Origin of the sequence: Micromonospora sp. S-DT3-3-22, assembly GCF_015354745.1 — a bacterium.
GTDB classification, from domain to species: Bacteria; Actinomycetota; Actinomycetes; order Mycobacteriales; family Micromonosporaceae; genus Micromonospora; species Micromonospora wenchangensis.
Genome location: NZ_JACGMO010000033.1, coordinates 1 through 21,074, shown reverse-complemented (window position 1 = coordinate 21,074; position 21,074 = coordinate 1). Strand labels below are relative to the sequence as shown.

The 21,074-nt window shown below is 74.3% G+C and carries 16 protein-coding genes; 9 read left to right on the top strand and 7 right to left on the bottom strand.

Annotated features, from left to right (window positions below):
- From H1A17_RS12390 to H1A17_RS12380, 3 genes are all read right to left on the bottom strand, one after another.
- A complete protein-coding gene (locus tag H1A17_RS12390) occupies nucleotides 1-1,791 on the bottom strand; it encodes an N-acetylglutaminylglutamine amidotransferase (RefSeq protein WP_145917966.1) in 1,791 nt (596 codons plus the stop codon).
- A gap of 229 nt (nucleotides 1,792-2,020) precedes the next feature.
- Nucleotides 2,021-2,683, bottom strand: coding sequence for a peptide-methionine (S)-S-oxide reductase MsrA (gene msrA, locus H1A17_RS12385; RefSeq protein ID WP_194821920.1), 663 nt, complete (start codon nucleotides 2,681-2,683; stop codon nucleotides 2,021-2,023).
- Between the two features lie 109 nt (nucleotides 2,684-2,792).
- The gene (locus tag H1A17_RS12380; RefSeq protein ID WP_194821919.1) at nucleotides 2,793-3,206 is read right to left on the bottom strand and encodes an HIT family protein; all 414 of its coding nucleotides are present in this window, start codon (nucleotides 3,204-3,206) and stop codon (nucleotides 2,793-2,795) included.
- A gap of 125 nt (nucleotides 3,207-3,331) precedes the next feature.
- Between H1A17_RS12380 and H1A17_RS12375 the strand changes: the two genes are divergently transcribed.
- The 3 genes from H1A17_RS12375 to ilvA are packed head-to-tail and all read left to right on the top strand — an operon-like array spanning nucleotide 3,332 to nucleotide 7,142.
- Nucleotides 3,332-4,471: a cystathionine gamma-synthase gene (locus H1A17_RS12375; RefSeq protein ID WP_145917968.1), complete on the top strand. Its 1,140-nt coding sequence runs from the start codon at nucleotides 3,332-3,334 to the stop codon at nucleotides 4,469-4,471.
- Between the two features lie 17 nt (nucleotides 4,472-4,488).
- On the top strand, nucleotides 4,489-5,925 hold the full coding sequence (locus H1A17_RS12370; RefSeq protein ID WP_194821918.1) for an amidase: 1,437 nt from the start codon (nucleotides 4,489-4,491) through the stop codon (nucleotides 5,923-5,925).
- Nucleotides 5,922-7,142, top strand: coding sequence for a threonine ammonia-lyase (gene ilvA / locus H1A17_RS12365; RefSeq protein WP_145917970.1), 1,221 nt, complete (start codon nucleotides 5,922-5,924; stop codon nucleotides 7,140-7,142). Before H1A17_RS12370 ends, ilvA begins: the two co-directional genes overlap by 4 nt.
- 69 nt (nucleotides 7,143-7,211) lie before the next feature.
- Here ilvA and greA read toward each other — a convergent pair whose 3' ends face one another.
- Nucleotides 7,212-7,712 (bottom strand): transcription elongation factor GreA, encoded by a 501-nt coding sequence (gene greA, locus H1A17_RS12360; RefSeq protein WP_145917971.1) that lies wholly within the window; start codon nucleotides 7,710-7,712, stop codon nucleotides 7,212-7,214.
- 141 nt (nucleotides 7,713-7,853) lie between these two features.
- A complete protein-coding gene (locus H1A17_RS12355; RefSeq protein WP_194821917.1) occupies nucleotides 7,854-8,288 on the bottom strand; it encodes a DUF4307 domain-containing protein in 435 nt (144 codons plus the stop codon).
- A 179-nt stretch (nucleotides 8,289-8,467) separates the two neighbouring features.
- Between H1A17_RS12355 and mca the strand changes: the two genes are divergently transcribed.
- From mca to H1A17_RS12340, 3 genes are all read left to right on the top strand, one after another.
- Nucleotides 8,468-9,349 carry a mycothiol conjugate amidase Mca gene (gene mca / locus H1A17_RS12350; RefSeq protein ID WP_145917973.1) on the top strand — a complete coding sequence of 294 codons (882 nt, stop codon included), beginning with the start codon at nucleotides 8,468-8,470 and terminating at the stop codon, nucleotides 9,347-9,349.
- A gap of 50 nt (nucleotides 9,350-9,399) precedes the next feature.
- On the top strand, nucleotides 9,400-9,675 hold the full coding sequence (locus H1A17_RS12345) for a hypothetical protein (RefSeq protein ID WP_088642912.1): 276 nt from the start codon (nucleotides 9,400-9,402) through the stop codon (nucleotides 9,673-9,675).
- 242 nt (nucleotides 9,676-9,917) lie between these two features.
- Nucleotides 9,918-12,392, top strand: coding sequence for a bifunctional diguanylate cyclase/phosphodiesterase (locus tag H1A17_RS12340; RefSeq protein WP_228543416.1), 2,475 nt, complete (start codon nucleotides 9,918-9,920; stop codon nucleotides 12,390-12,392).
- A 108-nt stretch (nucleotides 12,393-12,500) separates the two neighbouring features.
- Here H1A17_RS12340 and H1A17_RS12335 read toward each other — a convergent pair whose 3' ends face one another.
- Nucleotides 12,501-13,535, bottom strand: a complete 1,035-nt coding sequence (locus H1A17_RS12335; RefSeq protein ID WP_194821916.1) for a phosphatidylinositol-specific phospholipase C domain-containing protein — start codon at nucleotides 13,533-13,535, stop codon at nucleotides 12,501-12,503.
- A 135-nt stretch (nucleotides 13,536-13,670) separates the two neighbouring features.
- On the opposite strand from H1A17_RS12335, the gene H1A17_RS12330 reads away from it, so the two are divergent.
- The 3 genes from H1A17_RS12330 to purE all read left to right on the top strand — a co-directional run bounded on the left by H1A17_RS12330 (nucleotide 13,671) and on the right by purE (nucleotide 17,527).
- Complete coding sequence (locus tag H1A17_RS12330) at nucleotides 13,671-15,749, top strand: thioredoxin domain-containing protein (RefSeq protein ID WP_145917976.1); 2,079 nt, start codon at nucleotides 13,671-13,673, stop codon at nucleotides 15,747-15,749.
- 129 nt (nucleotides 15,750-15,878) lie between these two features.
- Entirely contained in the window at nucleotides 15,879-17,039 is a 1,161-nt protein-coding gene (locus H1A17_RS12325) for a 5-(carboxyamino)imidazole ribonucleotide synthase (RefSeq protein ID WP_145917977.1), read from the top strand.
- Nucleotides 17,036-17,527: a 5-(carboxyamino)imidazole ribonucleotide mutase gene (purE, locus tag H1A17_RS12320; RefSeq protein ID WP_145917978.1), complete on the top strand. Its 492-nt coding sequence runs from the start codon at nucleotides 17,036-17,038 to the stop codon at nucleotides 17,525-17,527. The genes H1A17_RS12325 and purE overlap by 4 nt, the downstream gene beginning before the upstream one ends.
- Nucleotides 17,528-17,819: 292 nt before the next feature.
- On the opposite strand, the gene H1A17_RS12315 is transcribed toward purE, so the two are convergent.
- On the bottom strand, nucleotides 17,820-21,074 hold a 3,255-nt coding region (locus H1A17_RS12315; protein ID WP_375372811.1), incomplete at its 5' end, for an SCO7613 C-terminal domain-containing membrane protein.

Genomic DNA, 21,074 nt, shown 5'->3' with positions numbered 1-21,074 from the left:
TCAGTCGATTCCGTGGCTCTGGAGCCACATTTCCAGGAGTCCCAGTTGCCACAGTTTGTTTCCGTTCAACGGGGTCAGTTCGGCGTTCGGGTCGGCGAGCAGCGCATCGACGTAGTCGGCACGGAACAGGTCGCGGCGGCGGGCCTGCGGCGCGGTGAGCGCGTCGCGGACCCGGTCGAGGAGCTTGCCCTCCAGGTGGGTCAGGCCGGGCACCGGGAAGTAGCCCTTGGGGCGGTCGATCACCTCGTGCGGCAGGACCCGGCGGCCGATCTCCTTGAGTACGCCCTTGCCGCCCTGGGCCAGCTTCAGCTCGGGCGGGCAGCCCGCCGCCAACTCCACGAACTCGTGGTCGAGGAACGGCACCCGGGCCTCCAGACCATGCGCCATGGTCATGTTGTCGACCCGCTTCACCGGGTCGTCGGTGAGCATGATCTGGGTGTCGATCCGCAGGCCGGCGTCGACGGCGGTCTGCGCCCCGGCCCGGCCCAGGTGGGCGGCGACGAACTCGCGGGCCGGGTCGCCGTCGGCCAACCACGCCGGGTTGAGCACCCGGGCCAGCCCGGCCGCGTCCCGGTCGAAGAACGCCTTCGCGTACGTGTCGAGCGCCTGCTCCCGGTCGATGCCGGCCAGCGGCGGGTACCAGTGGTAGCCGCCGAGGATCTCGTCCGCGCCCTGGCCGGACTGGACCACCTTGACGTGCCGGGACACCTCCTGGCTGAGCAGGTAGAACGCGACGCAGTCGTGGCTGACCATCGGCTCGCTCATCGCGGCCACCGCCGCCTCCAGCGGCGGCACCAGGTCACCGGCGGCCACCTTGAGCTGGTGGTGGTCGGTGCCGAAGGTCTGCGCGACCAGGTCGGAGTAGACGAACTCGTCGCCCTCGCGCCCGCCGACGGCGTCGAAGCCGATGGAGAAGGTGGACAGCCCGGACCGGGTCTGCCCCTCGCCGGCCAGCAACGCCACCACCAGGCTGGAGTCCAGGCCGCCGGAGAGCAGCACCCCCACCGGCACGTCGGCGACCATCCGGCGACGGACCGCGGTGGTCAGCGACTCCAGCAGGGCGTCCTCCCAGTCCCGGGCCGACCAGTCGGCGCGCGACGCGTCCCGGGTGAAGGACGGGTCCCAGTAGACCCGCTCGTGGGTGCGGCCGTCCGGCTCGTAGACCCGGACGGTGGCCGGGGGGAGCTTGGCGACGCCGCGCAGGATGGTGCGCGGCGGCGGCACGATGCTGTGGAAGCTGAGGTAGTGGGCCAGCGCCACCGGGTCGATGCCGGTGTCGATGCCGCCGCCGGCCAGCAGGGCGGGCAGGGTGCTGGCGAACCGCACCACGCCCGGCGTCTCGGCCAGGTAGAGCGGCTTGATGCCGAGCCGGTCCCGGGCCAGCACCAGCCGGCCGGTGTCCCGCTCGGTGATCGCGACGGCGAACATGCCGATCAGGTGGTCGACGAAGTCGAGCCCCCACTCGGCGTACGCCTTGACCACCACCTCGCTGTCGCCGGAGGAGAAGAAGCGGTGCCCCAGGGCCTGCAACTCCTCGCGCAGCTCGCGGTAGTTGTAGATGCAGCCGTTGAACACTCCGGTGAGCCCGGCGGCCGGGTCGACGATGGGTTGCCCGCTGGCGGCGGAGAGGTCGATGATCTTCAAGCGGCGGTGTCCGAGGGCGGTGGCCCCCTGTGACCACACTCCGCTGTCGTCGGGCCCCCGGTCACTCATCGTGGCCGCCATGCGTTCCACCGCCGACACGTCGGCCCGGGAACCGTCACGGCGGAACTCTCCCGCAAGTCCGCACATGCCAGCCAATGCTGCCAGAGGTTGTTGCACTTCGCCTGTTGAGCCGATGTCGGCCGTGTTACGGGATTGCTAGTATGTGCGCCACTCACCGTGACGGTGCCGCGCGACCCGACGTTCCTGCCCGGGGCCCGACGGGTGCCCGATTCGCCCCGGGCCCACGATGTGACAAACACCGCAGGCCCGGAAAACGGCCGCCAGGCGGGTCGCCCGACGGCCGGACGTCGGCAGGTCAGCCGGCCGTACGGGCCACCCCGACCGGGCAGCTCAACCCGTTCGGACCGTGGTTGCAGTAGCCGTTCGGGTTCTTCGTCGGGGCCAGATACTGCTGGTGGTAGTCCTCGGCGAAGAAGTAGTCGCCCAGCGGGGCGATCTCGGTGGTGATCTCACCCTTGCCGGCCCGCGCCACGATCGGTGCGAACGCGTCCCGGGACGCCTGCGCGGTGGCCAACTGCGCGTCGGTCGTGGTGTAGATCGTCGAGCGGTACTGGCTGCCGACGTCGTTGCCCTGGCGCATGCCCTGGGTCGGGTCGTGGTTCTCCCAGAACACCTTGAGCAGGTCCTCGTAGCTGATCACGGCGGGGTCGTAGACCACCTGGACCACCTCGGCGTGCCCGGTCATCCCCGAACACACCTCCTCGTACGTCGGGTTGGCGGTGTAGCCGCCCGCGTAGCCGGCCGAGGTGGTGAGCACCCCCGGCAGGGTCCAGAACAGCCGCTCGGCGCCCCAGAAACACCCCATGCCGAACACGGCGACCCGGGCGCCCTCCGGGAACGGGCCCTTCAGCGACGACGCCAGCACCTCGTGCCGGTCCCCGATCGGCATCGCGATCGGACGGCCGGGCAGGGCCTGGTCGGGGCTGATCATCTCGGCCTTCATGCGGCGAAGGAACACGGTGGAACTCCTCTCGTACCTCTCCCCGCATGCAACACCGGCGGGCCCGGCTTCCTTACCCGCTGAACAGCGCCTCTCGCCCGCTGAGCCCGCCGAATGTCGGCGGGGTTCAGGCCAGGGCGGCGGCGACCCGCTCGGCGAAGGACCGCGCCTCGGCGTCGTCGGCGTAGCGGGTACGCGGCCAGAAGAAGCCGCGCAGGCCGTCGCCCTTCGTCCGCGGCACCACGTGGGTGTGCAGGTGCGCCACCGACTGGGACACCCGGTTGTTCATCGCCACGAACGTCCCGCCGGCCCCCAGACCGGATTCCACGGCCGCCGCGAGGCGCTGCACCAGCCCGAAGTAGCCGGGCAGGTCGGCCGCCGGCAGGTCGGTCAGGGTGACCAGGTGGGTACGGGGCACCACCAGGACGTGCCCCTTGAACACCGGCCGGGTGTCCAGGAACGCCACCCCGTCCGGCTCGTCGGCCACCCGGAACGCCGGCACCTCCCCGGCCACGATCCCGCAGAACACACACCCGCTCACCCGCGCAGCCTAAGGCCCCGCACGCCCGCCCACCACGCGGAGCGGACGCCGCCGGGGCGCAGGCGCGGGATGAGCGGGGGCGGGTTCCGGCCGGCGGGAGTGCGCGGCGGACTAACGTCTGCGGGATGAGTCACGGCTTCGAGACGCTCGCCATCCACGCCGGCCAGGACCCGGAGGCCCGCACCGGCGCGGTGATCCCCCCGATCTACCAGACCAGCACGTACGCCCAGGACGCCGTCGGCGCGCCCCGGCAGGGCTACGAGTACAGCCGCTCCGGCAACCCCACCCGCGACGCCCTCCAGGAGTGCCTGGCCGCGCTGGAGGGGGGCCGGGTCGGGCTCGCCTTCGCCAGCGGCCTGGCCGCCGAGGACACCCTGCTGCGGACGGTCTGCTCGCCCGGCGACCACGTGGTGATCCCCGACGACGCGTACGGCGGCACGTACCGGCTGTTCGCCAGGGTCGCCGAGCGGTGGGGGCTGACGTACACCCCGGCGAAGGTCTCCGACGTCGACTCGGTCCGGGCGGCGATCCGCCCCGAGACGAAGATCGTCTGGGTGGAGACGCCGACGAACCCGCTGCTCGGCATCGCCGACATCGCCACCCTGGCCGGGGTCGCGCACGAGGCCGGGGCGCTGCTGGCGGTCGACAACACGTTCGCCTCGCCGTACCTCCAGCAGCCGCTCGCGCACGGCGCGGACGTGGTGGTGCACTCCACCACGAAGTACGTCGGCGGGCACTCCGACGTGGTCGGTGGCGCGTTGATCGTCGCCGATCCGACCCTCGGCGACGAGCTGCGCTACCACCAGAACGCGATGGGCGCGATCAACGGCCCGTTCGACGCCTGGCTCACCCTGCGCGGCATCAAGACCCTCGGGGTACGGATGGACCGGCACTGCGACAACGCCGAGCGGATCGCCGCCTTCCTCGACGGTCACGCCAAGGTCGCCCAGGTCATCTACCCGGGCCTGCCGGCGCACCCCGGGCACGAGGTGGCCGCCAAGCAGATGCGCCGGTTCGGCGGGATGATCTCCTTCCGGGCGGCCGGCGGCGAGGAGCACGCCGTGGAGATCTGCAACCGGGCCCGGCTGTTCGTCCTCGCCGAGTCGCTCGGCGGGGTGGAGTCCCTGATCGAGCACCCGGGCCGGATGACACACGCAAGTGCCGCCGGCTCGCCGCTTGAAGTTCCCGGCGATCTCGTGCGACTGTCTGTCGGCATCGAGACGGTCGACGACCTGCTCGCCGATCTGGAGCAGGCGCTGGGCTGACCGCGGGCTGGGAAGAGGTGGCCGTGCAGGACATCATGCCGACCTGGGTGGGGGCGACCGCCAAGCAGATCGCCCGGGGCGTACGCCGGGGTGACGTCTCCGCCACCCAGGTCGTCGCCGACCACCTGGACCACGTCGGCCGGGTCGACGGCGCCCTCTGCGCGTTCCGGGTGGTCCGGGGCGGCGAGGCGATCACCGAGGCGGAGAAGGTCGACGAGCAGGAGGAGCTGGCGAACCTCCCGCTCGCCGGGGTGCCGGTGGCGGTCAAGGAGAACACCCCGGTCGCCGGCCTGCCCACCTGGAACGGGTCGGTCGCCGCGCGTACCGGGGTGGCGGAGGCCGACCACGAGGTGGTGCGCCGGCTGCGCGGCGCGGGCGCGGTGATCCTCGGGGTGACCCGGATGCCGGAGCTGGGACTCTGGGCGATCACCGACGACGCGACCGCCGTCACCCGCAACCCGTGGGACCTGCGGTACACCCCCGGCGGCTCCTCCGGCGGGGCCGCCGCGGCGGTCGCGGCCGGGCTGGTGCCGATCGCGCACGGCAACGACGGGCTCGGCTCGATCCGCATCCCGGCCGCCTGCTGCGGCCTGGTCGGGCTCAAGCCCGGCCGGGGCGTGGTCCCGTGCCAGCTCGGCGCGGAGGACTGGTTCGGGCTGACCGAGCACGGCATGCTCACCACCACGGTCGCCGACGCCGCCGTCGGCTTCCAGGTGCTCGCCGGGCGTCGCCCCGACAAGCTGGTCCCGCCGTCCCGGCTGCGGGTCGGCGTGTCGCTGCGCTCCCCGGTGCGCGGCGTCGCGCCGGACGCCCCCAACCGGGACGCGGTGGCCGCCGCCGGCCGCCTGCTCGCCGCCGCCGGCCACGACACCGTGCCCGCCGACCCGGTCTACCCGACCTCGCTCGGCCTCCAGGGCATCGCCACCTGGCTCGCCGCCGCCGCGGCCGACGTGCGGGCCGCCGGCATCGACCGGCGCGGCCTGCAACGACGCAGCCGCCGGCACGTCGCGCTGGGGGAGTGGGCGCAACGCCGGGGGTACGTGCGGGAGGCCGACCGGGCCGCCTGGCGGGACCGCTCCGTCGGCTTCTTCACCGACCACGGGATCGACCTGCTGCTCACCCCGGCGCTGGCCGGGCCGCCGCCGGAGGCCACCTCCTGGTCCGGCCGCTCCTGGCTGGCGAACATGAAGACCAACATCCGGTACGCCCCGTTCGCCGCCCCGTGGAACGTCGCCGGCCTGCCGTCGATCGTGGTGCCGGTGGGTCGCCGCCCGGACGGCCTGCCGGTCGCCGCGCAACTGGTCGGCCCGCCCGGCTCGGAGCTGCTGCTGCTCGGGGTGGCCGGGCAGTTCGAGATGCAGGCCCCGTGGACCCGGCACGCCCCCGGCTACCCCCGGGTCGACACGCCCTCCCCGGCCGTCGGGCCGAAGGCTGGTGGCACGATCGGGGCATGACGGAACTGGTCGACCTCGCCGACGTACGGGCCGCCCGGGAACTGCTCGCCGGGGTCACCCGGACCACCCCGCTGGAGCCGTCCCGGCCGCTGAGCGCGGCGCTGGCCGGCCCGGTCTGGCTCAAGTGCGAGAACCTGCAACGCGCCGGCTCGTACAAGGTGCGCGGCGCGTACGTGCGGATCTCCCGGCTGTCGGCGCGGGAGCGGGAGCGGGGCGTGGTCGCGGCCAGCGCGGGCAACCACGCCCAGGGGGTGGCGCTCGCCGCCGGCCTGGTCGGCACCCACGCCACCGTGTTCATGCCGGTCAACGCGCCGCTGCCGAAGGTGGCCGCCACCAAGGGGTACGGCGCGCGGATCGAGCTGATCGGCAACACCGTCGACGAGTCGCTGGTGGCCGCGCAGACCTTCGCGGAGCGGACCGGCGCGGTGTTCATCCACCCGTTCGACCATCCGGACGTGATCGCCGGGCAGGGCACCGTCGCGTTGGAGATCCTCGAACAGTGCCCCGAGGTCGAGACGATCATCACGGGGGTCGGCGGTGGCGGCCTGATCTCCGGGATGGCGGTGGCCGCGAAGGCGCTGCGGCCCGACGTCCGGATCATCGGCGTCCAGGCGGAAAGCGCCGCCGCGTTCCCGCCCTCCCTGGCCGCCGGGGAACCCGTCCGGCTGCCGGCGTTCGCCACGATCGCCGACGGCATCGCGGTCGGCCGGCCCGGGGAGATCACCTTCAACCACGTCCGCAAGCTGGTCGACGAGATGGTCACCGTCGCCGAGGAGGACATCTCCCGGGCGCTGCTGATGCTGCTGGAACGGGGCAAGCAGGTGGTCGAGCCGGCCGGGGCGGTCGGGGTGGCCGCGCTGCTCGCCGGTGCGGTGCAGGTGCGGACCCCGACGGTGGCGGTGCTCTCCGGCGGCAACATCGACCCGCTGCTGATGATGCGGGTGATCGAGCACGGTCTCGCCGCCGCCGGCCGCTACCTGCGGGTCACCGTCCGCTGCTCGGACCGGCCCGGTCAGCTCGCCTCGCTGCTCACCGAGATCGCCGAGCACCGGGCGAACGTGGTCGACGTGGAGCACCAGCGGGCCAACCCGCACCTGCGGCTCGGCGAGGTGGAGGTGGCCCTGTCGGTGGAGACCCGGGGCGTCGAGCACTCCGACACGCTGATCAGCGCACTGCGGGCCAGCGGTTACCAGGTGGCCCTCACGGCCGAGGCGTGAGCCGGACGTCACGCCCCGGCGGGTGGCGGGGGACGCCGCCGGGGCCGGTGGACCCGGCGGCGGCGCGGCTCAGCCGGAGAACGGCTCGAAGCTGACGATCGTCACCTTGATGTCCGCCCCGCTGGGCGCGGTGTAGGTGCACGCCTGACCGGGACGGCCGCCCAGGATGGCCTTGCCGAGCGCCGACTCGGGGCTGTAGACCGTCAGCTCGGTGGTGGCGGCGATCTCCCGCGACCCGAGCAGGAACGTCTCGGTGTCGCCCTCGTCGTCGTCGAAGTAGATCGTCACGACCATGCCCGGTGCCACCACGTCGGCGGTCGGCGCCTCGCCGACCTGGGCGGTGCGCAGCAGTTCCTTGAGGTAGAGGATGCGGCCCTCGGCCTTGCCCTGCTCCTCGCGTGCGGCGTGGTAGCCACCGTTCTCCCGCAGGTCGCCCTCTTCCCGCCGGGCGTTGATCTCGGCGGCGATGACCGGCCGGTTGGCGATCAGCTCGTCGAGCTCGGCCTGGAGGCGGTCGTGCGCGTCCTGGGACAGCCAGGTGGCGGGCGCCTTGTGGTCATTGGTGGACACAGGCGTACTCCTCGGATGTGCGTGCTGGCTGACAGGTGACTTACCAACCTACCAGTGGACCGCACTCCCGGGCGTCGTCGATCACCCGGCCGGGGGACGGCCGGCGGCCCGCCGCGACCCGGGGCCCGGTCCCGTCGCCGCTCAGCCGGCCGGACGGCAGCGGACCACCTCGCCGATGAACGGGCGTTCGGTGGTGCTGACCCGGTGCCGGGTGGTGACGTGCCGCTGGCCGGGGGCCGCCGTCACCGTGACCTCCTCGTGGCCCACCTCGGCCCCGGCGTGCGAGCGGGCCCGGACCAGGCACACCGCCGCACCGCCCGCAGGCACGGTCACCCGGAAGTCGACCCGGACGCCGGTGTCGTCGACATCGGTGTAGGTGATCACCTCGGGCTTGTACTCCGGGTCGCCGTAGCGCTGGTAGAGCTGCGTCGAGGCCAGCACCAGACCGGCGGTCAGGGCCGCCGCCAGCACCCAGCGCAGCAGGGGGCGGCGGCGCTCGGGCTCCCGCCGGCGTCCGTACCGGCCGGGCGGGAACACCGGCGCGGCCGAGGGAACTGTGGCGTGCGTCTCGGTCACCGGCGGGTATCTCCTGGCGTTGTTGTCGGCGGCATCGGCAAGAATGACAGGGTCCATCTTCCCAGCCCGGGGCCGAGCCCGGCCCGGCAGGTCGGCAACCGCGCCGGCAGGTCACCACGACAGGTCGGGCGAGCGACCCGGAGCGGGCCGCCGACGGGCACAGACGAGGAGCGCCCACGTTGGCAGAGAAGCTGCGGCTCATGGCCGTGCACGCACACCCGGACGACGAGTCCAGCAAGGGCGCCGCCACCATGGCGAAGTACGTCGCCGAGGGGGTGGACGTGCTGGTCGTGACCTGCACCGGCGGTGAGCGGGGCAGCGTGCTCAACCCCAAGCTGGACCGCCCCGAGGTGTGGGCCAACATCGGCGAGATCCGGCGGGCCGAGATGGACGCCGCGCGTGCCGTCCTCGGCGTCGAGCAGGCCTGGCTGGGCTTCGTCGACTCGGGCCTGCCCGAGGGCGACCCGCTGCCGCCGCTGCCCGAGGGGTGCTTCGCCCTCCAGGACGTCGAGGTGGCGGCCGGGCCGCTGGTGAAGCTGATGCGGGAGTTCCGGCCGCACGTCGTCACCACCTACGACGAGGACGGCGGCTACCCGCACCCCGACCACATCATGTGCCACCGGGTCAGCGTGGCGGCGTTCGACGCGGCCGGCGACCCCGACCGCTACCCGGAGCTGGGCACCCCCTGGCAGCCGTTGAAGCTCTACTACGACATCGGCTTCTCCAAGGGCAAGATCACCGCCCTGCACGAGGGCATGCTGGCCGCCGGCCTCACCTCGCCGTACGACGAGTGGCTCAAGCGGTGGGACGAGCGGCCGGACAAGGGCACCCGGATCACCACCCGGGTCGAGTGCGCCGAATACTTCCCGGTCCGCGACGACGCGCTGCGCGCCCACGCCACCCAGGTCGACCCGGACGGCTTCTGGTTCCACGTGCCGATCGAGTTGCAGCAGCGCGCCTGGCCGACGGAGGACTTCCAGCTCGTCCGTTCGACGGTCGACTCCCCGCTGCCGGAATCCGACCTGTTCGCCGGGGTACGCGAAGCCGCCCATGCCGGGTGACCGGGGTGCGGGGCTACGCTGACACTCCACCGCACATCGGAGAAAACACCATGCTGAACGCTGTCCAGGTGCTCGCGGAGAACAACTTCGGTGACACCCGCACGGGCGGCCTGGCCGGGCCGATGGGCCTCTTCCTCATCGTGCTCCTCGGCACCGCCACCGTCCTGCTCATCCGCAACATGAACTCCCGGCTGCGTCGGCTGCCCGAGCGGTTCCCCCACCAGGGTGGTCCGGTCGGGACCGATTCGTCGGCTACCGGTCCGTCGGACGGGACGACGGGGCAGGAATCACGTACGAACCCGCCCAGCGGCCACCAGCAGCCCTGAGTGGGGTGACCGGAGCGTGAATCACGCCGATCCGGGTCGTCGCCCCCTGTTGCGGCCACCCGGATTGGCTTAGCCTTCCGCCGGGGGACGAAAGTCCCTGAGCCGTGCGCGGGAGGGGGTGCCATGACCGTCGTAGCCGCGTTCGTCCGTCGCGCCGTCGACGGCCCCGCGGACGGAGCCGGGCGGTGACCTCCGGCAGGGCCGGCGCGTCCGACGACGGGCCGACGCCGCCGGAGACTCCGCTGCGGGTGCGCGTCCTCACCCTCGCGGTGACGGTGACCGCCCTGGTGGCGGTGCTGGTCGGCCTGCGCCTGCCCACCGCCCTGCCGGCCGACGATCCGCTCCCGGCCGTCGCCCGGTTCGGCATCGTCGCGGCCGTGTTCGCCCTGGCCCAGCTCGCCCGGCTGCGGTTCCGCACCGCCACCGGCATGGTGAGCATCACCTGGGGCGAGGCCGCCCTGATCGTCTGCCTCTACCTGGCGCCGGCCGGCTGGCTGCCGGCCGCCGCGCTGCTCGGCACCGGCGCGGCCTGGACGGCGATGTCGCTGGCCGCCGACCGCCGTCCCCCGGTGGAACTGGTCCGGATCGCCGCCTCGCTGACCGCGGCCACCGCGCTCGCCGTCGTCGTCGCCACCGCGCTGGGTGAGCCGTTCCTGGCCGGCCCCACCCCGACGCTCGTGCCCGCCCTCGTCGCCGGTGCGGTCACCTACCTGCTCACCACCGCCGGGCTGGGCGGTGCCACCCTGGCCCTGCGGCACGGCGTGGCGGTCGGCCCGGCACTGCTCGTCGCGCTGCGCGGCAAGGTGCTGATGTTCGTCGGCAACGTGATGGTCGGGCTGGTCGTGGTGGCGTTGCTGGAGGTCGACCCGCGCTGGCTGCTGCTGCTCCCGCCGCTGCTCTGGCTGCTCCAGCAGACCTACCGGCACCGGCTGCGCGCCGACCAGGAACAGCGCACCTGGCGCGCGTTCGCCGAGGCCACCGCCGCGCTCAACCAGCTCGACGAGCGGGGGGTGGCCACCGCCGCGGTGACCGGCGCGCTGGCCCTGTTCGGCGCGGAACTGGTCGACGTGGACGTGGCCCGGGGCGACGGCCGGTGGCGGCGCTACCGGGGTGACTCCTCGGGCCGGCTACGGGACCGGGAGGCCGGGCCACCCGCCGGCGCGGCCCCGGACTCCCACGAACTCGTCCGCCCGCTGGCCGTCGGTGACGTGCAGGTCGGGCAGATCCGGGTCCGGTTCCCCGTCTCCGGGCCGCCGGACGACCGGGAACGGGACGCGCTGGCGGCCTACTCCGACGCCCTGGCCGCCGCCCTGCACGACGCGGCCACCCACCGGGAGCTGCGGCTGGTCAGCGCCCGCTCGTCGTATGACGCGGTGCACGACGCGTTGACCGGGCTGGTCAACCGGACGGCCATGCTGAGCAAGGGCGACCAGGCGTTGCGGCAGCTCGCCCACGATCATCCGGTGGCTCTGCTGCTGCTCGACATCAACCAGTTCAAAGAGGTCAACGACACCCTCGGGCACGCCGCCGGTGACCAGTTGCTGCGGCTCACCGGCAACCGGCTGGGCACCCTGGCCCGTCCCGGTGACCTGCTCGCCCGGCTCGGCGGCGACGAGTTCGCGCTGCTGCTGACGTCGGTCCCGGTGATCGGCGACCGGGCCGCCCCGATGGCGTACGCGCTGCGGCAGGCCCGGGAGATCGCCGAGCGGCTGGCCGTGCCGACCGAGGTGGCCGGGGTGCGGATGTCGGTGGAGGTCTCGGTGGGGGTGGTGGTGGCCGGGGCGGGCACCGCCGACCTGACCGAGCTGCTGCGCCGGGCCGACATCGCCATGTACCAGGCGAAGGAGGGCGGCGGCAGCGTCGCCGCGTACGACAGCACCCGGGACGCCGCCAGCACGGACCAGCTGGCCCTGCTGGCCGAGCTGCGGGAGGCGTTGCAGGCCGACGACCAGCTGGTGCTGGCCCTGCAACCGGCGGTCGACCTGGCCACCGGCGCACCGACCGGGGTGGAGGCGCTGATCCGCTGGCAGCACCCCCGGCGGGGCTGGCTCGGCCCGGCCGACTTCATCCGCCCGGTGGAGAACAGCGAACAGCTCGGCACGTTCACCCGGTACGTGCTGGACAAGGCGCTCTCGGTGGCCGCCGGGTGGGCCCGGGACGGGCTGGACGTGCCGATCTCGGTGAACCTCTCGGCGCGCAGCCTGCTCGACCCCCGGCTGCCGGCGGAGATCGCCGACGCGCTGCGCCGGCACCAGGTGCCGGCGCACAAGCTGGTCCTGGAGATCACCGAGACGGTGGTGATGAGCGAGCTGGAGGTGATCGACGAGGTGCTGGCGACCCTGCGCACGATGGGTGTCCAGCTGGCCGTCGACGACTTCGGCACCGGATTCTCGTCGCTGTCGTTCGTGACCCGGATCGCGGTGGACGAGTTGAAGGTGGACCGCTCCTTCGTGATCCGGATGGCCGACTCGCCGGAGGCGGCGGCGATCGTCCGGGCCACCGTGGGGCTCGCCCACGAGCTGGGGTTGCGGGTGGTCGCCGAGGGGGTGGAGACGGCCGAGCAGCGGGCCGCGCTGGTGGCGTTGGGCTGCACCGCCGCCCAGGGCTACCACTTCTTCAAGCCGATGCCCGCCGACAAGATCGGCGCGGTGCTCGGTTCGCTGCGCGACTCCGCCGAGTCGAACGTCTTCCCGCTGCGCGCCGACGGCGCCTCCTGACCGGGCGCGCCCGTCCCCGTCGGGCGTGATCGACTCAAGGTCGCCGATGTAGCGGTATCCCGGTGGAGGGACACCGCTACATCGGCGACACAGCGCAGAGTCGCCCGGTCAACCCCGGGAGACCACCTCGCCGACCACCGCCGGCAGGGCCGCCCAGTCGGCCGATGCGACGCTGGCGTGGGCGGCGGCGAGCTGGGCGAGCCGGGCGCGGGCGGCCGTCGGGTCGGTGTTGCCGACCGCCGGTGGGACGTTCTGCGCGTCGGTCATCACCAGCAGGTAGTGGTTGGTGTCGTACCAGGAGGTGTCGATGCCGCCGGTGACGTACGCGCTGGCGTCACCGTCGAACAGCACGAACCACGGGCGCAGGCCGGTGTCGGCGTACCTGGTGCGCGGGTCGCCGGACTGGGCCCGGTGCACCGCCGGGAACGCCTGCGCCTGGCCGAGGGTGCCGGCCGCCGCCAGGCCGACGAGGTGCTGGGCGTACTCGATGTCGGTCCACAGGGTGTCGGTCGGGTTGCCCTCCTCGACGGTGCCCGGGATCAGCTCCACGATCACCTTCCCGGCGAGCTGCCCCCGGGTCGGCCAGGCGTTCGCGCGGGCGGCGGCGTCCAGGGTGGCGTACCCGCCGCGCAGGTCGGCGGGGCGGAACACCCGGCTGCCGAGCCGGGCGGCGAGCACCGCGTCGAGCTGCACCGGCCCCTGCCCGGTACGGCTGCTGAAACCGGTCTTCAGCTCCAGTTTGAGCTGGAGCGGCCCGGCGTCGGGGTGGGCGTCGAACCAGAGTCGGATGTCGTCCAGGCAGTTCTCCAGGTTCTTGTTGCGGGTGCCGGTGTAGAGCTGCGCGGGGGTGGTGGCGGCGACGCAGTTGTTGTCGTTGCCCAGCGGGTTGGAGTGGCTGACCCGCCACTGCTTGGTGATGATGTCCGGCCAGACGTCCAGCTCGATCAGGCCGGGGCGGGCGTCGAGCGCCTGCGCCAGATAGGTGTACGTCCCGCGTTCGTACGCGTTGTGCGTGCCGACCACGGTGGTCGCCGAGACCCGGGTGCCGGGGTCCACCGCGGCCGAGGCGGGGGCGGCGGTGCTGAACACCGCCGCCACCACCGCGACCGACGTGAGCGCCGACAGGAGACGGGAACCGCGCATGGGGTACCTCCTCGCAGGGCGGTGCCGGTCACCGCACCCGCACAGATCAAAGACGATGAATGTGAACGGGGGAAGGCCCGGTTTCGGCGGGACGGTTGCCCCGGCGGGTGCGCCGGGGGTGGATAGGGTCGTCGGGTGAACCGACTCGCCCAGGCCACCTCGCCGTACCTGCTCCAGCACGCCGACAATCCGGTCGACTGGTGGCCGTGGTGCGACGAGGCGTTCGCCGAGGCCCGTCGGCGCGACGTCCCGGTGCTCATCTCGGTCGGCTACGCCGCCTGCCACTGGTGCCACGTGATGGCCCACGAGTCGTTCGAGGACGAGACGGTCGGCGCGCTGGTCAACGCCGGCTTCGTGGCGATCAAGGTGGACCGTGAGGAACGCCCCGACGTCGACGCCGTCTACATGACCGCCACCCAGGCGATGACCGGCCAGGGCGGGTGGCCGATGACGGTCTTCGCCACCCCCGACGGCACCCCGTTCTTCTGCGGCACCTATTTCCCGAAGCCCAACTTCGTCCGGCTGCTGGAATCGGTAGGCACCGCGTGGCGGGAGCAGCGGGAGGCCGTACTGCGGCAGGGCGCCGCGGTGGTCGAGGCCATCGGCGGCGCCCAGGCCGTCGGCGGCCCCACCGCCCCGCTCACCGCCGGACTGCTCGACGCCGCCGCCGACCAGCTCGCCGCCGAGTACGACGAGACCAACGCCGGCTTCGGGGGCGCACCGAAGTTCCCCCCGCACATGAACCTGCTCTTCCTGCTCCGGCACCACCAACGCACCGGCTCGACGCGCAGCCTGGAGATCGTCCGGCACACCGCCGAGGCGATGGCCCGGGGCGGCCTGCACGACCAGCTCGCCGGCGGGTTCGCCCGCTACTCGGTGGACGCCCACTGGACGGTGCCGCACTTCGAGAAGATGCTCTACGACAACGCCCTGCTGCTGCGGGTCTACACCCAGCTGTGGCGGCTCACCGGCGACCCGCTGGCCCGCCGGGTGGCCCGGGACACCGCCCGGTTCCTCGCCGACGAACTGCACCGCCCCGGCGGCGGTTTCGCCTCCGCGCTCGACGCCGACACCGACGGGGTGGAGGGCCTCACCTACGTCTGGACCCCCGCGCAGCTCGTCGCGGCGCTCGGCGAGGACGACGGCCGCTGGGCCGCCGACCTCTTCGACGTCACCGAGGTCGGCACCTTCGAACCCCGCCCGGCCGCCGGCTCGGACGCGGCCGGGCACGGCACCGCCGGCACCAGCGTGCTGCGGCTCGCCCGGGACGTCGACGACGCCGACCCGGAGATCCGGGACCGCTGGCGCAGCGTGGTGGGCCGGCTGCTGGCCGCCCGGGACACCCGCCCCCAACCGGCCCGCGACGACAAGGTGGTGGCCGCCTGGAACGGCCTGGCGATCACCGCGCTCGTCGAGTTCCTCCAGGTCGTCGCCGTCCGGGTGACCTCCGACGACGAGGACGCCAACCTGATGGACGGGATCGCCATCGTCGCCGACGGGGCGCTGCGCGACGCCGCCACCCACCTGGCCGACGTGCACCTGGTCGACGGCCGGCTGCGGCGGGCCTCCCGGGACGGCGTCGTCGGCGAGCCGGCCGGCGTGCTGGAGGACTACGGCTGCGTCGCCGAGGCGTTCTGCGCGCTGCACCAGCTCACCGGCGAGGGACGCTGGCTGGAACTGGCCGGTGGCCTGCTCGACGTCGCGCTGGCCCGGTTCGCCGCCCCCGACGGCGGCTTCTACGACACCGCCGACGACGCCGAACGCCTGGTCGCCCGGCCGGCCGACCCGACCGACAACGCCACCCCGTCGGGCCGGTCGGCGGTCGCGGCGGCGCTGACCGCGTACGCGGCGTTGAGCGGGGAGAGCCGCTACCGGGAGGCGGCCGAGGCGGCCCTGTCCACGGTCGCGCCGATCGTCGGCCGGCACGCCCGGTTCACCGGGTACGCGGCCACCACGGGCGAGGCGCTGCTGTCCGGGCCGTACGAGATCGCGGTGGTCACCGACGACCCGGCCGGGGACCCGCTGGTCGCCGCCGCGCACCGGCACGCCCCACCCGGCGCGGTGGTGGTCGCCGGCCGGCCCGACCAGCCCGGCGTGCCGCTGCTCGCCGACCGGCCGCTGGTCGACGGGCGGCCCACCGCGTACGTCTGCCGGGGGTTCGTCTGCCAGCGGCCGGTGACCTCGGTCGACGACCTGGTCGCCCAGCTCGGCTGAGCCCGCCCGGAGTCCTCCGGCTCCCGACGGCCTCCGGCGGCCGGGCCGGCGGTCGGGCGTGGCCGGTCCGACCGCCGGGGGTGGCCCTCGGGTCGGCCGGCGGGCCGGCCCGGTTAGGCTGGCGGCGCTATGGACTCCCGTACCGGTCTGCCCGTCGTCGGCATGGTGGGTGGCGGCCAACTGGCCCGGATGACCCACCAGGCCGCCATCGCCCTCGGCCAGTCACTGCGTGTGCTGGCGCTCGCCCCCGACGACGGCGCCGCGCTCGTCGCCGCCGACGTGCAGTACGGCGACCACACCGACGTCGCCGCGCTGCGTACCTTCGCCAAGGGCTGCGACGTGGTCACCTTCGACCACGAGCACGTCCCGACCGAGCACATCCGCACCCTCGCCGCCGAGGGCGTGAAGCTGTTCCCACCCGCCGACGCGTTGCTGCACGCCCAGGACAAGCGGGTGATGCGGGAACGGCTCGGCACGCTGGGCGCCCCCAACCCGGCCTGGCGGCCGGTGGACGACCCGGCCGACCTGCTCGCCTTCGGCGCGGAGCACGGCTGGCCGGTGGTGCTCAAGGCGGCCCGGGGCGGCTACGACGGGCGCGGTGTGTGGCTGGTCGACGACGCCGGGCAGGCCGCCGAGCTGGCCGCGACCCTGCTCGCCGGCGGCACCCCGCTGCTCGTCGAGGAGCGGGTGCCGCTGCGCCGGGAGCTGGCGGTGCAGGTGGCCCGCTCGCCGTTCGGGCAGGTCGCCGTCTATCCGGTGGTGGAGACCGTGCAGCGGGACGGGATCTGCGTCGAGGTGCTCGCCCCCGCGCCCGACCTGGTGGAGGAACTGGCCGTCGCCGCCCAGCAGCTCGCCATCGACCTGGCCACCGCGCTCGGTGTGGTCGGCCTGCTGGCGGTGGAGCTGTTCCAGACCGACGCCGGGCTCGTCGTCAACGAGCTGGCGATGCGCCCGCACAACTCCGGGCACTGGACCATCGAGGGGGCCCGGACCTCCCAGTTCGAGCAGCACCTGCGGGCGGTGCTCGACTACCCGATGGGGGACACCTCGCTCGCCGCCCCGGTGGTGGTGATGGCGAACGTGCTCGGCGGCGAGCCGGGCGGGATCTCCCTCGACGAGCGGCTGCACCACCTCTTCGCCGCCGAACCGGGTGCCCGGGTCCACCTGTACGGCAAGCAGGTCCGACCCGGCCGCAAGATCGGGCACGTCACGGTGCTCGGCGACGACCTGGACGACGTACGGGCGCGGGCGGCGCGGGCCGCCCGCTGGCTGCGGGAGGGGCACGGGTGAGCACCGTCGGGCTGATCATGGGCAGCGACTCGGACTGGCCGGTGATGAAGGCCGCCGCCGCCACCCTGGACGAGTTCGACGTCCCGTACGAGGTGGCGGTGATCTCCGCGCACCGCACCCCGGTCAAGATGATCGAGTACGGCCGGGACGCCGCCGACCGGGGACTGAAGGTCATCATCGCCGGGGCGGGCGGGGCCGCCGCGCTGCCCGGCATGGTCGCCTCCGTCACCCCGCTGCCGGTGATCGGTGTGCCGGTGCCGCTGAAGCACCTGGACGGGATGGACTCGCTGTTGTCCATCGTGCAGATGCCGGCGGGGATTCCGGTGGCCACCGTGTCGATCGGCAACGCCCGCAACGCCGGCCTGCTCGCGGTCCGCATCCTGGCCGCGACCGACCCGGCCCTGCGCGCCCGGATGACCGCCTTCCAGGCCGACCTGGAGGAGCTGGTCGCCGAGAAGGACGCCGCCCTCCGCGCCTCCCTGACCTGACCTCGGGCGGGACCGCCCCCGGAGGCGGGCTGCCCGCGCAATGTGGCCGATGTTGCGGTATCCGACCCCGTCGTCACCGCAACGTCGCCCCAAGCGGGTCGATCACCGTGGCCCGTCCTGGGCCGTTCCGACCGGCACATGACCGCCCGGCCCGCGCCCGGCCGGGGTGCACCCGCCCACGATCACCCGGCCGGGGTGTGCACGTCCACGACCACCCGGCCGGGGTGTGCACGTCCACGACCACCCGGCCCACTGAGCCCGACCACGTCCGACCCCGCCGTGACCCTCCGATTCATCTCATGGAGCGCAGGGCGGTCTGGAGCCGGTCCTGGGCGCGGCGGCGGCGTTCGTTGCTCGCCCCGAGCACCAGCAGCACCAGGCCGACCGGGATGAGCACCAGCCACGGGCCGAGGCTGAACAGGGCGTGCACCGCCGCGATCGCGGTCACCGCCGCGCCGACGATGACCGGGGCCTGCTGCCGGCTGGTCGATCCGTACACCAGGACCGCGACCGCGCCGAGCAGCAGCAGCACCTGGCGCAGCATGCTGGAGTCGGTGGCCAGCACGATCGCCAGCGTCGGCACGAACGCCGCGATCAGCGCCGGGCCGTACGCCACCCAGCTCGACAGGTCGGGGCGGTCGCGTAGTTCGAGGATGCCGACCAGCAGGGCGAGCGCCGCGAACGGCAACGTGTACGCCTCGGGCAGCGCCACGTCGGCGACCAGCATCATGATCCACCAGGCGACGATCTCGCAGGCGACCACCGCCCAGAACAGGATCCGCCGTTCCACCGGTCGTCGCCCCGGTCGGATCGCGGCCACACCCAGCACGGCACCCCAGGCGGCGAGCAGGGCGGCGATGTGCCGGGGCGAGTCGAACGCCAACGCCAGGGCGATGAGCGCGGCGGCGTACCCGCTCCACTCGACCGTGGCGGCCTCCCGTTGTGCCTCGGGTCGCCGTAGCCGGGGCAGCGTCGCGGCGAAGACCTGCAACGCCGCGCCCACCGCGAGCACCCCGAACGCCGACCAGACGGCGGGGAAGCCGGCCACCAGACCGGCGGTGAGCACGAAGAGCTGCGCCATCAGCGAGGCGAACAGCCAGCCGAGGATGCGGGCCCGCCCGGTGGTGCCGAAGAGCGCGGCGACCACCCCGACGCCGACCGCGCCACCCAGGGTGAACAGGGTCAGCCCCTCGCTGGCGAGGCTGCCGGCGAGCCCCGCACCGCCAGCGGCCAGCCCGATGACGAAGACCAGTACCCGGGCCAGCCGCAGCGACCGGGCCCGCTCGGCCAGCGGGGGCGGCGGGGTCAACGCGAGACCCAGCATCGAGATGGTGAAGACGGCGAGAGCGGCCAGGGCGTTCTGCGGCCACGCCATGCCCAGCGCGATCGGGGTGATCAGCAGCGTCACCGCGAGACCGGGCAGCACCACCGGCACCGCCCGGGACCGGCGGCCACCGGCCAGACCGATGGCGGCCAGCGCGGCGGTGCCGGTGAGCAGCAGCGCGGTGAGCACGTGCGTCGGGTCCACCAGTTCCGGTGGCGGGGTCCGCAGCTGCGGCGGCGGCCCCTGCCAGACGTGGGCGAGCATCCGGTGCGGCTCGACCAGCGCCACGAACAGCAGCGGCGCGAGGGACACCAGGGCCAGCACGGTGGGCACGGCCGCGGCGGCCAGCGCCCCGGCGGCCGGGTCGATCCGCCAGCGTCGCTGCGTACCGTCGTCGGGCAGCCGGCGCAGCGCACCGTCCAGCAGGACCGCCCAGCGGCGGGTCGGCTGGGCGGACCCGACCGGTGGCACGGTCGCCGCCCGGACCAGTTCGGCGAGGACGCCGAGCAGCGCCGCCGCGGCGGCGAACACCCCGGAGGGTAGGTCGACGAAGATGGCGGCGACGGCGCTGACGGTCGCCCCACCGGCGACCGCCGCGCTCGCGTACGGCAGATACTGCGGGACCTGCCGGCGGACGGCGGCCACCGCGGCGAGCCCGAAGCTGGACGCGGCCAGCGCGGCGGTCAGCACCACCTGTGCCCCGTGGCCGAACTCGGCGGCCAGCGCGGCCACCGCGCCGGGGAGCGCGAGCAGCGCGGCGGCCGTCGCCAGGCCACCGATCTGCACCAGGTGCGGCGGCATCCCCTCGGTCTCGACGTCCTCGACCAGCGAGGGGGCCAGGGAACGGGCCATCGCCGCGACGGTCAGGCCGATCAGCGCGATGCCGCCCAGGGCGAGCGCGGTGGTCCACGGGCGGACCAACCCGGCCCCGGCGGCGTGCAGCGCGACCACCCCGGCGACGGTGGCCCGGGACAGCCCGGCGCGGGGGTCGGCGGAGGCCACTGCGGCCGTGCCGAAGACGGTGGCGACGGTCAGCCCCACCAGGACGGGGGACCACCACGGCAGGTCGAAGGCGGCCGGGACGCCGACGGTGGCCAGCACCACGCCGATCCCTGCCACGTCGTACTTCCAGGGGGTGGGGAGCAGGATCGCGGCGGCCAGCGCGAGCAGCGCCAGCGCGACGGGGGCCTGCCAGGTCGATCCGCCGGTCGGCGCGGCCGGCCAACCGGTGAGGTCGCCGGCCCAGATCGGACCCGGGGTGGCGAGCACGCCCACCCCGCCGCGCAGCGCCGACCAGCCGGCCAGCACCCCGATCAGGGCGGCGCCGACGGCGATGCCGAGCACCGGTCCGCGTCGCCACTCCTCGGGCATCGCCCGCGCGGCGACGGCGACCACCAGCACCAGCACGGCGGCGACCGCGAGCTGCCCGCCGGGCGAGATGACCGCCGTGATCCGGGCGAGGGTGGCGATCAGCGCCGTGGTGACGGCGGCGGCGGCCAGGTCGGCACCGTCGAACGCCAGATCCGACGGGCGACGCGCGTCGATCCGGCCGGCGAAGAGCAGCAGCAGGGTGGCGACCAGCACCAGCCCGCCGAGCCAGGCGTCGGCGGCCGTGCGGCCCGGGGCGAAGAAGGCGGCCCCGATCACCGCCAGCGCGCCCAGCCCGGTGCCGACGGCGTGCGGCAGGCTCAGGTGCCGCTGCGACACCTGCATCACCGCCGCGTAGCCGAGGGTGACGCAGACGGCGAGGAAACCCGCCGCCAGGATCGGCACCGTCAGCTCCCGCTGCACCGCCGGGGTGAGCACCGGCCCGGACGGCTCGGTGGCCGCGACGAACGCGGCGACCGCGCCGGGCAGCGCGAACGCCGCGCCGCCGGCCGCCCAGCCGGAGAGGACGTCGGCGGCGGCCGGGGCGATCCGTACCCGGGGCGCGAGCGCCACCAGTACGCCCGCCAGCATCAACGTCGCCAGGGTGGCGGCGGTCAGCGCCGGTCGGCTCAACGCGGCACCGGCCCCGAGGAACCCGACCACGGTGGCGGCTCCGGCGTGCACCACGGCCGCCCGGGTGGTGTCGGCCCAGAGCCCGGCGACGCCGATCGCGACCGCCGCCAGCACCATCGGCCAGGGTGCCGCCGCCCAGCCCAGCCCCAGCGAGGCGGGCACCGCCAGCGCGGTCAGCCCCGCGCCGACCACCGCGAACTCGCGGCGGATCTCCGGCGAGAT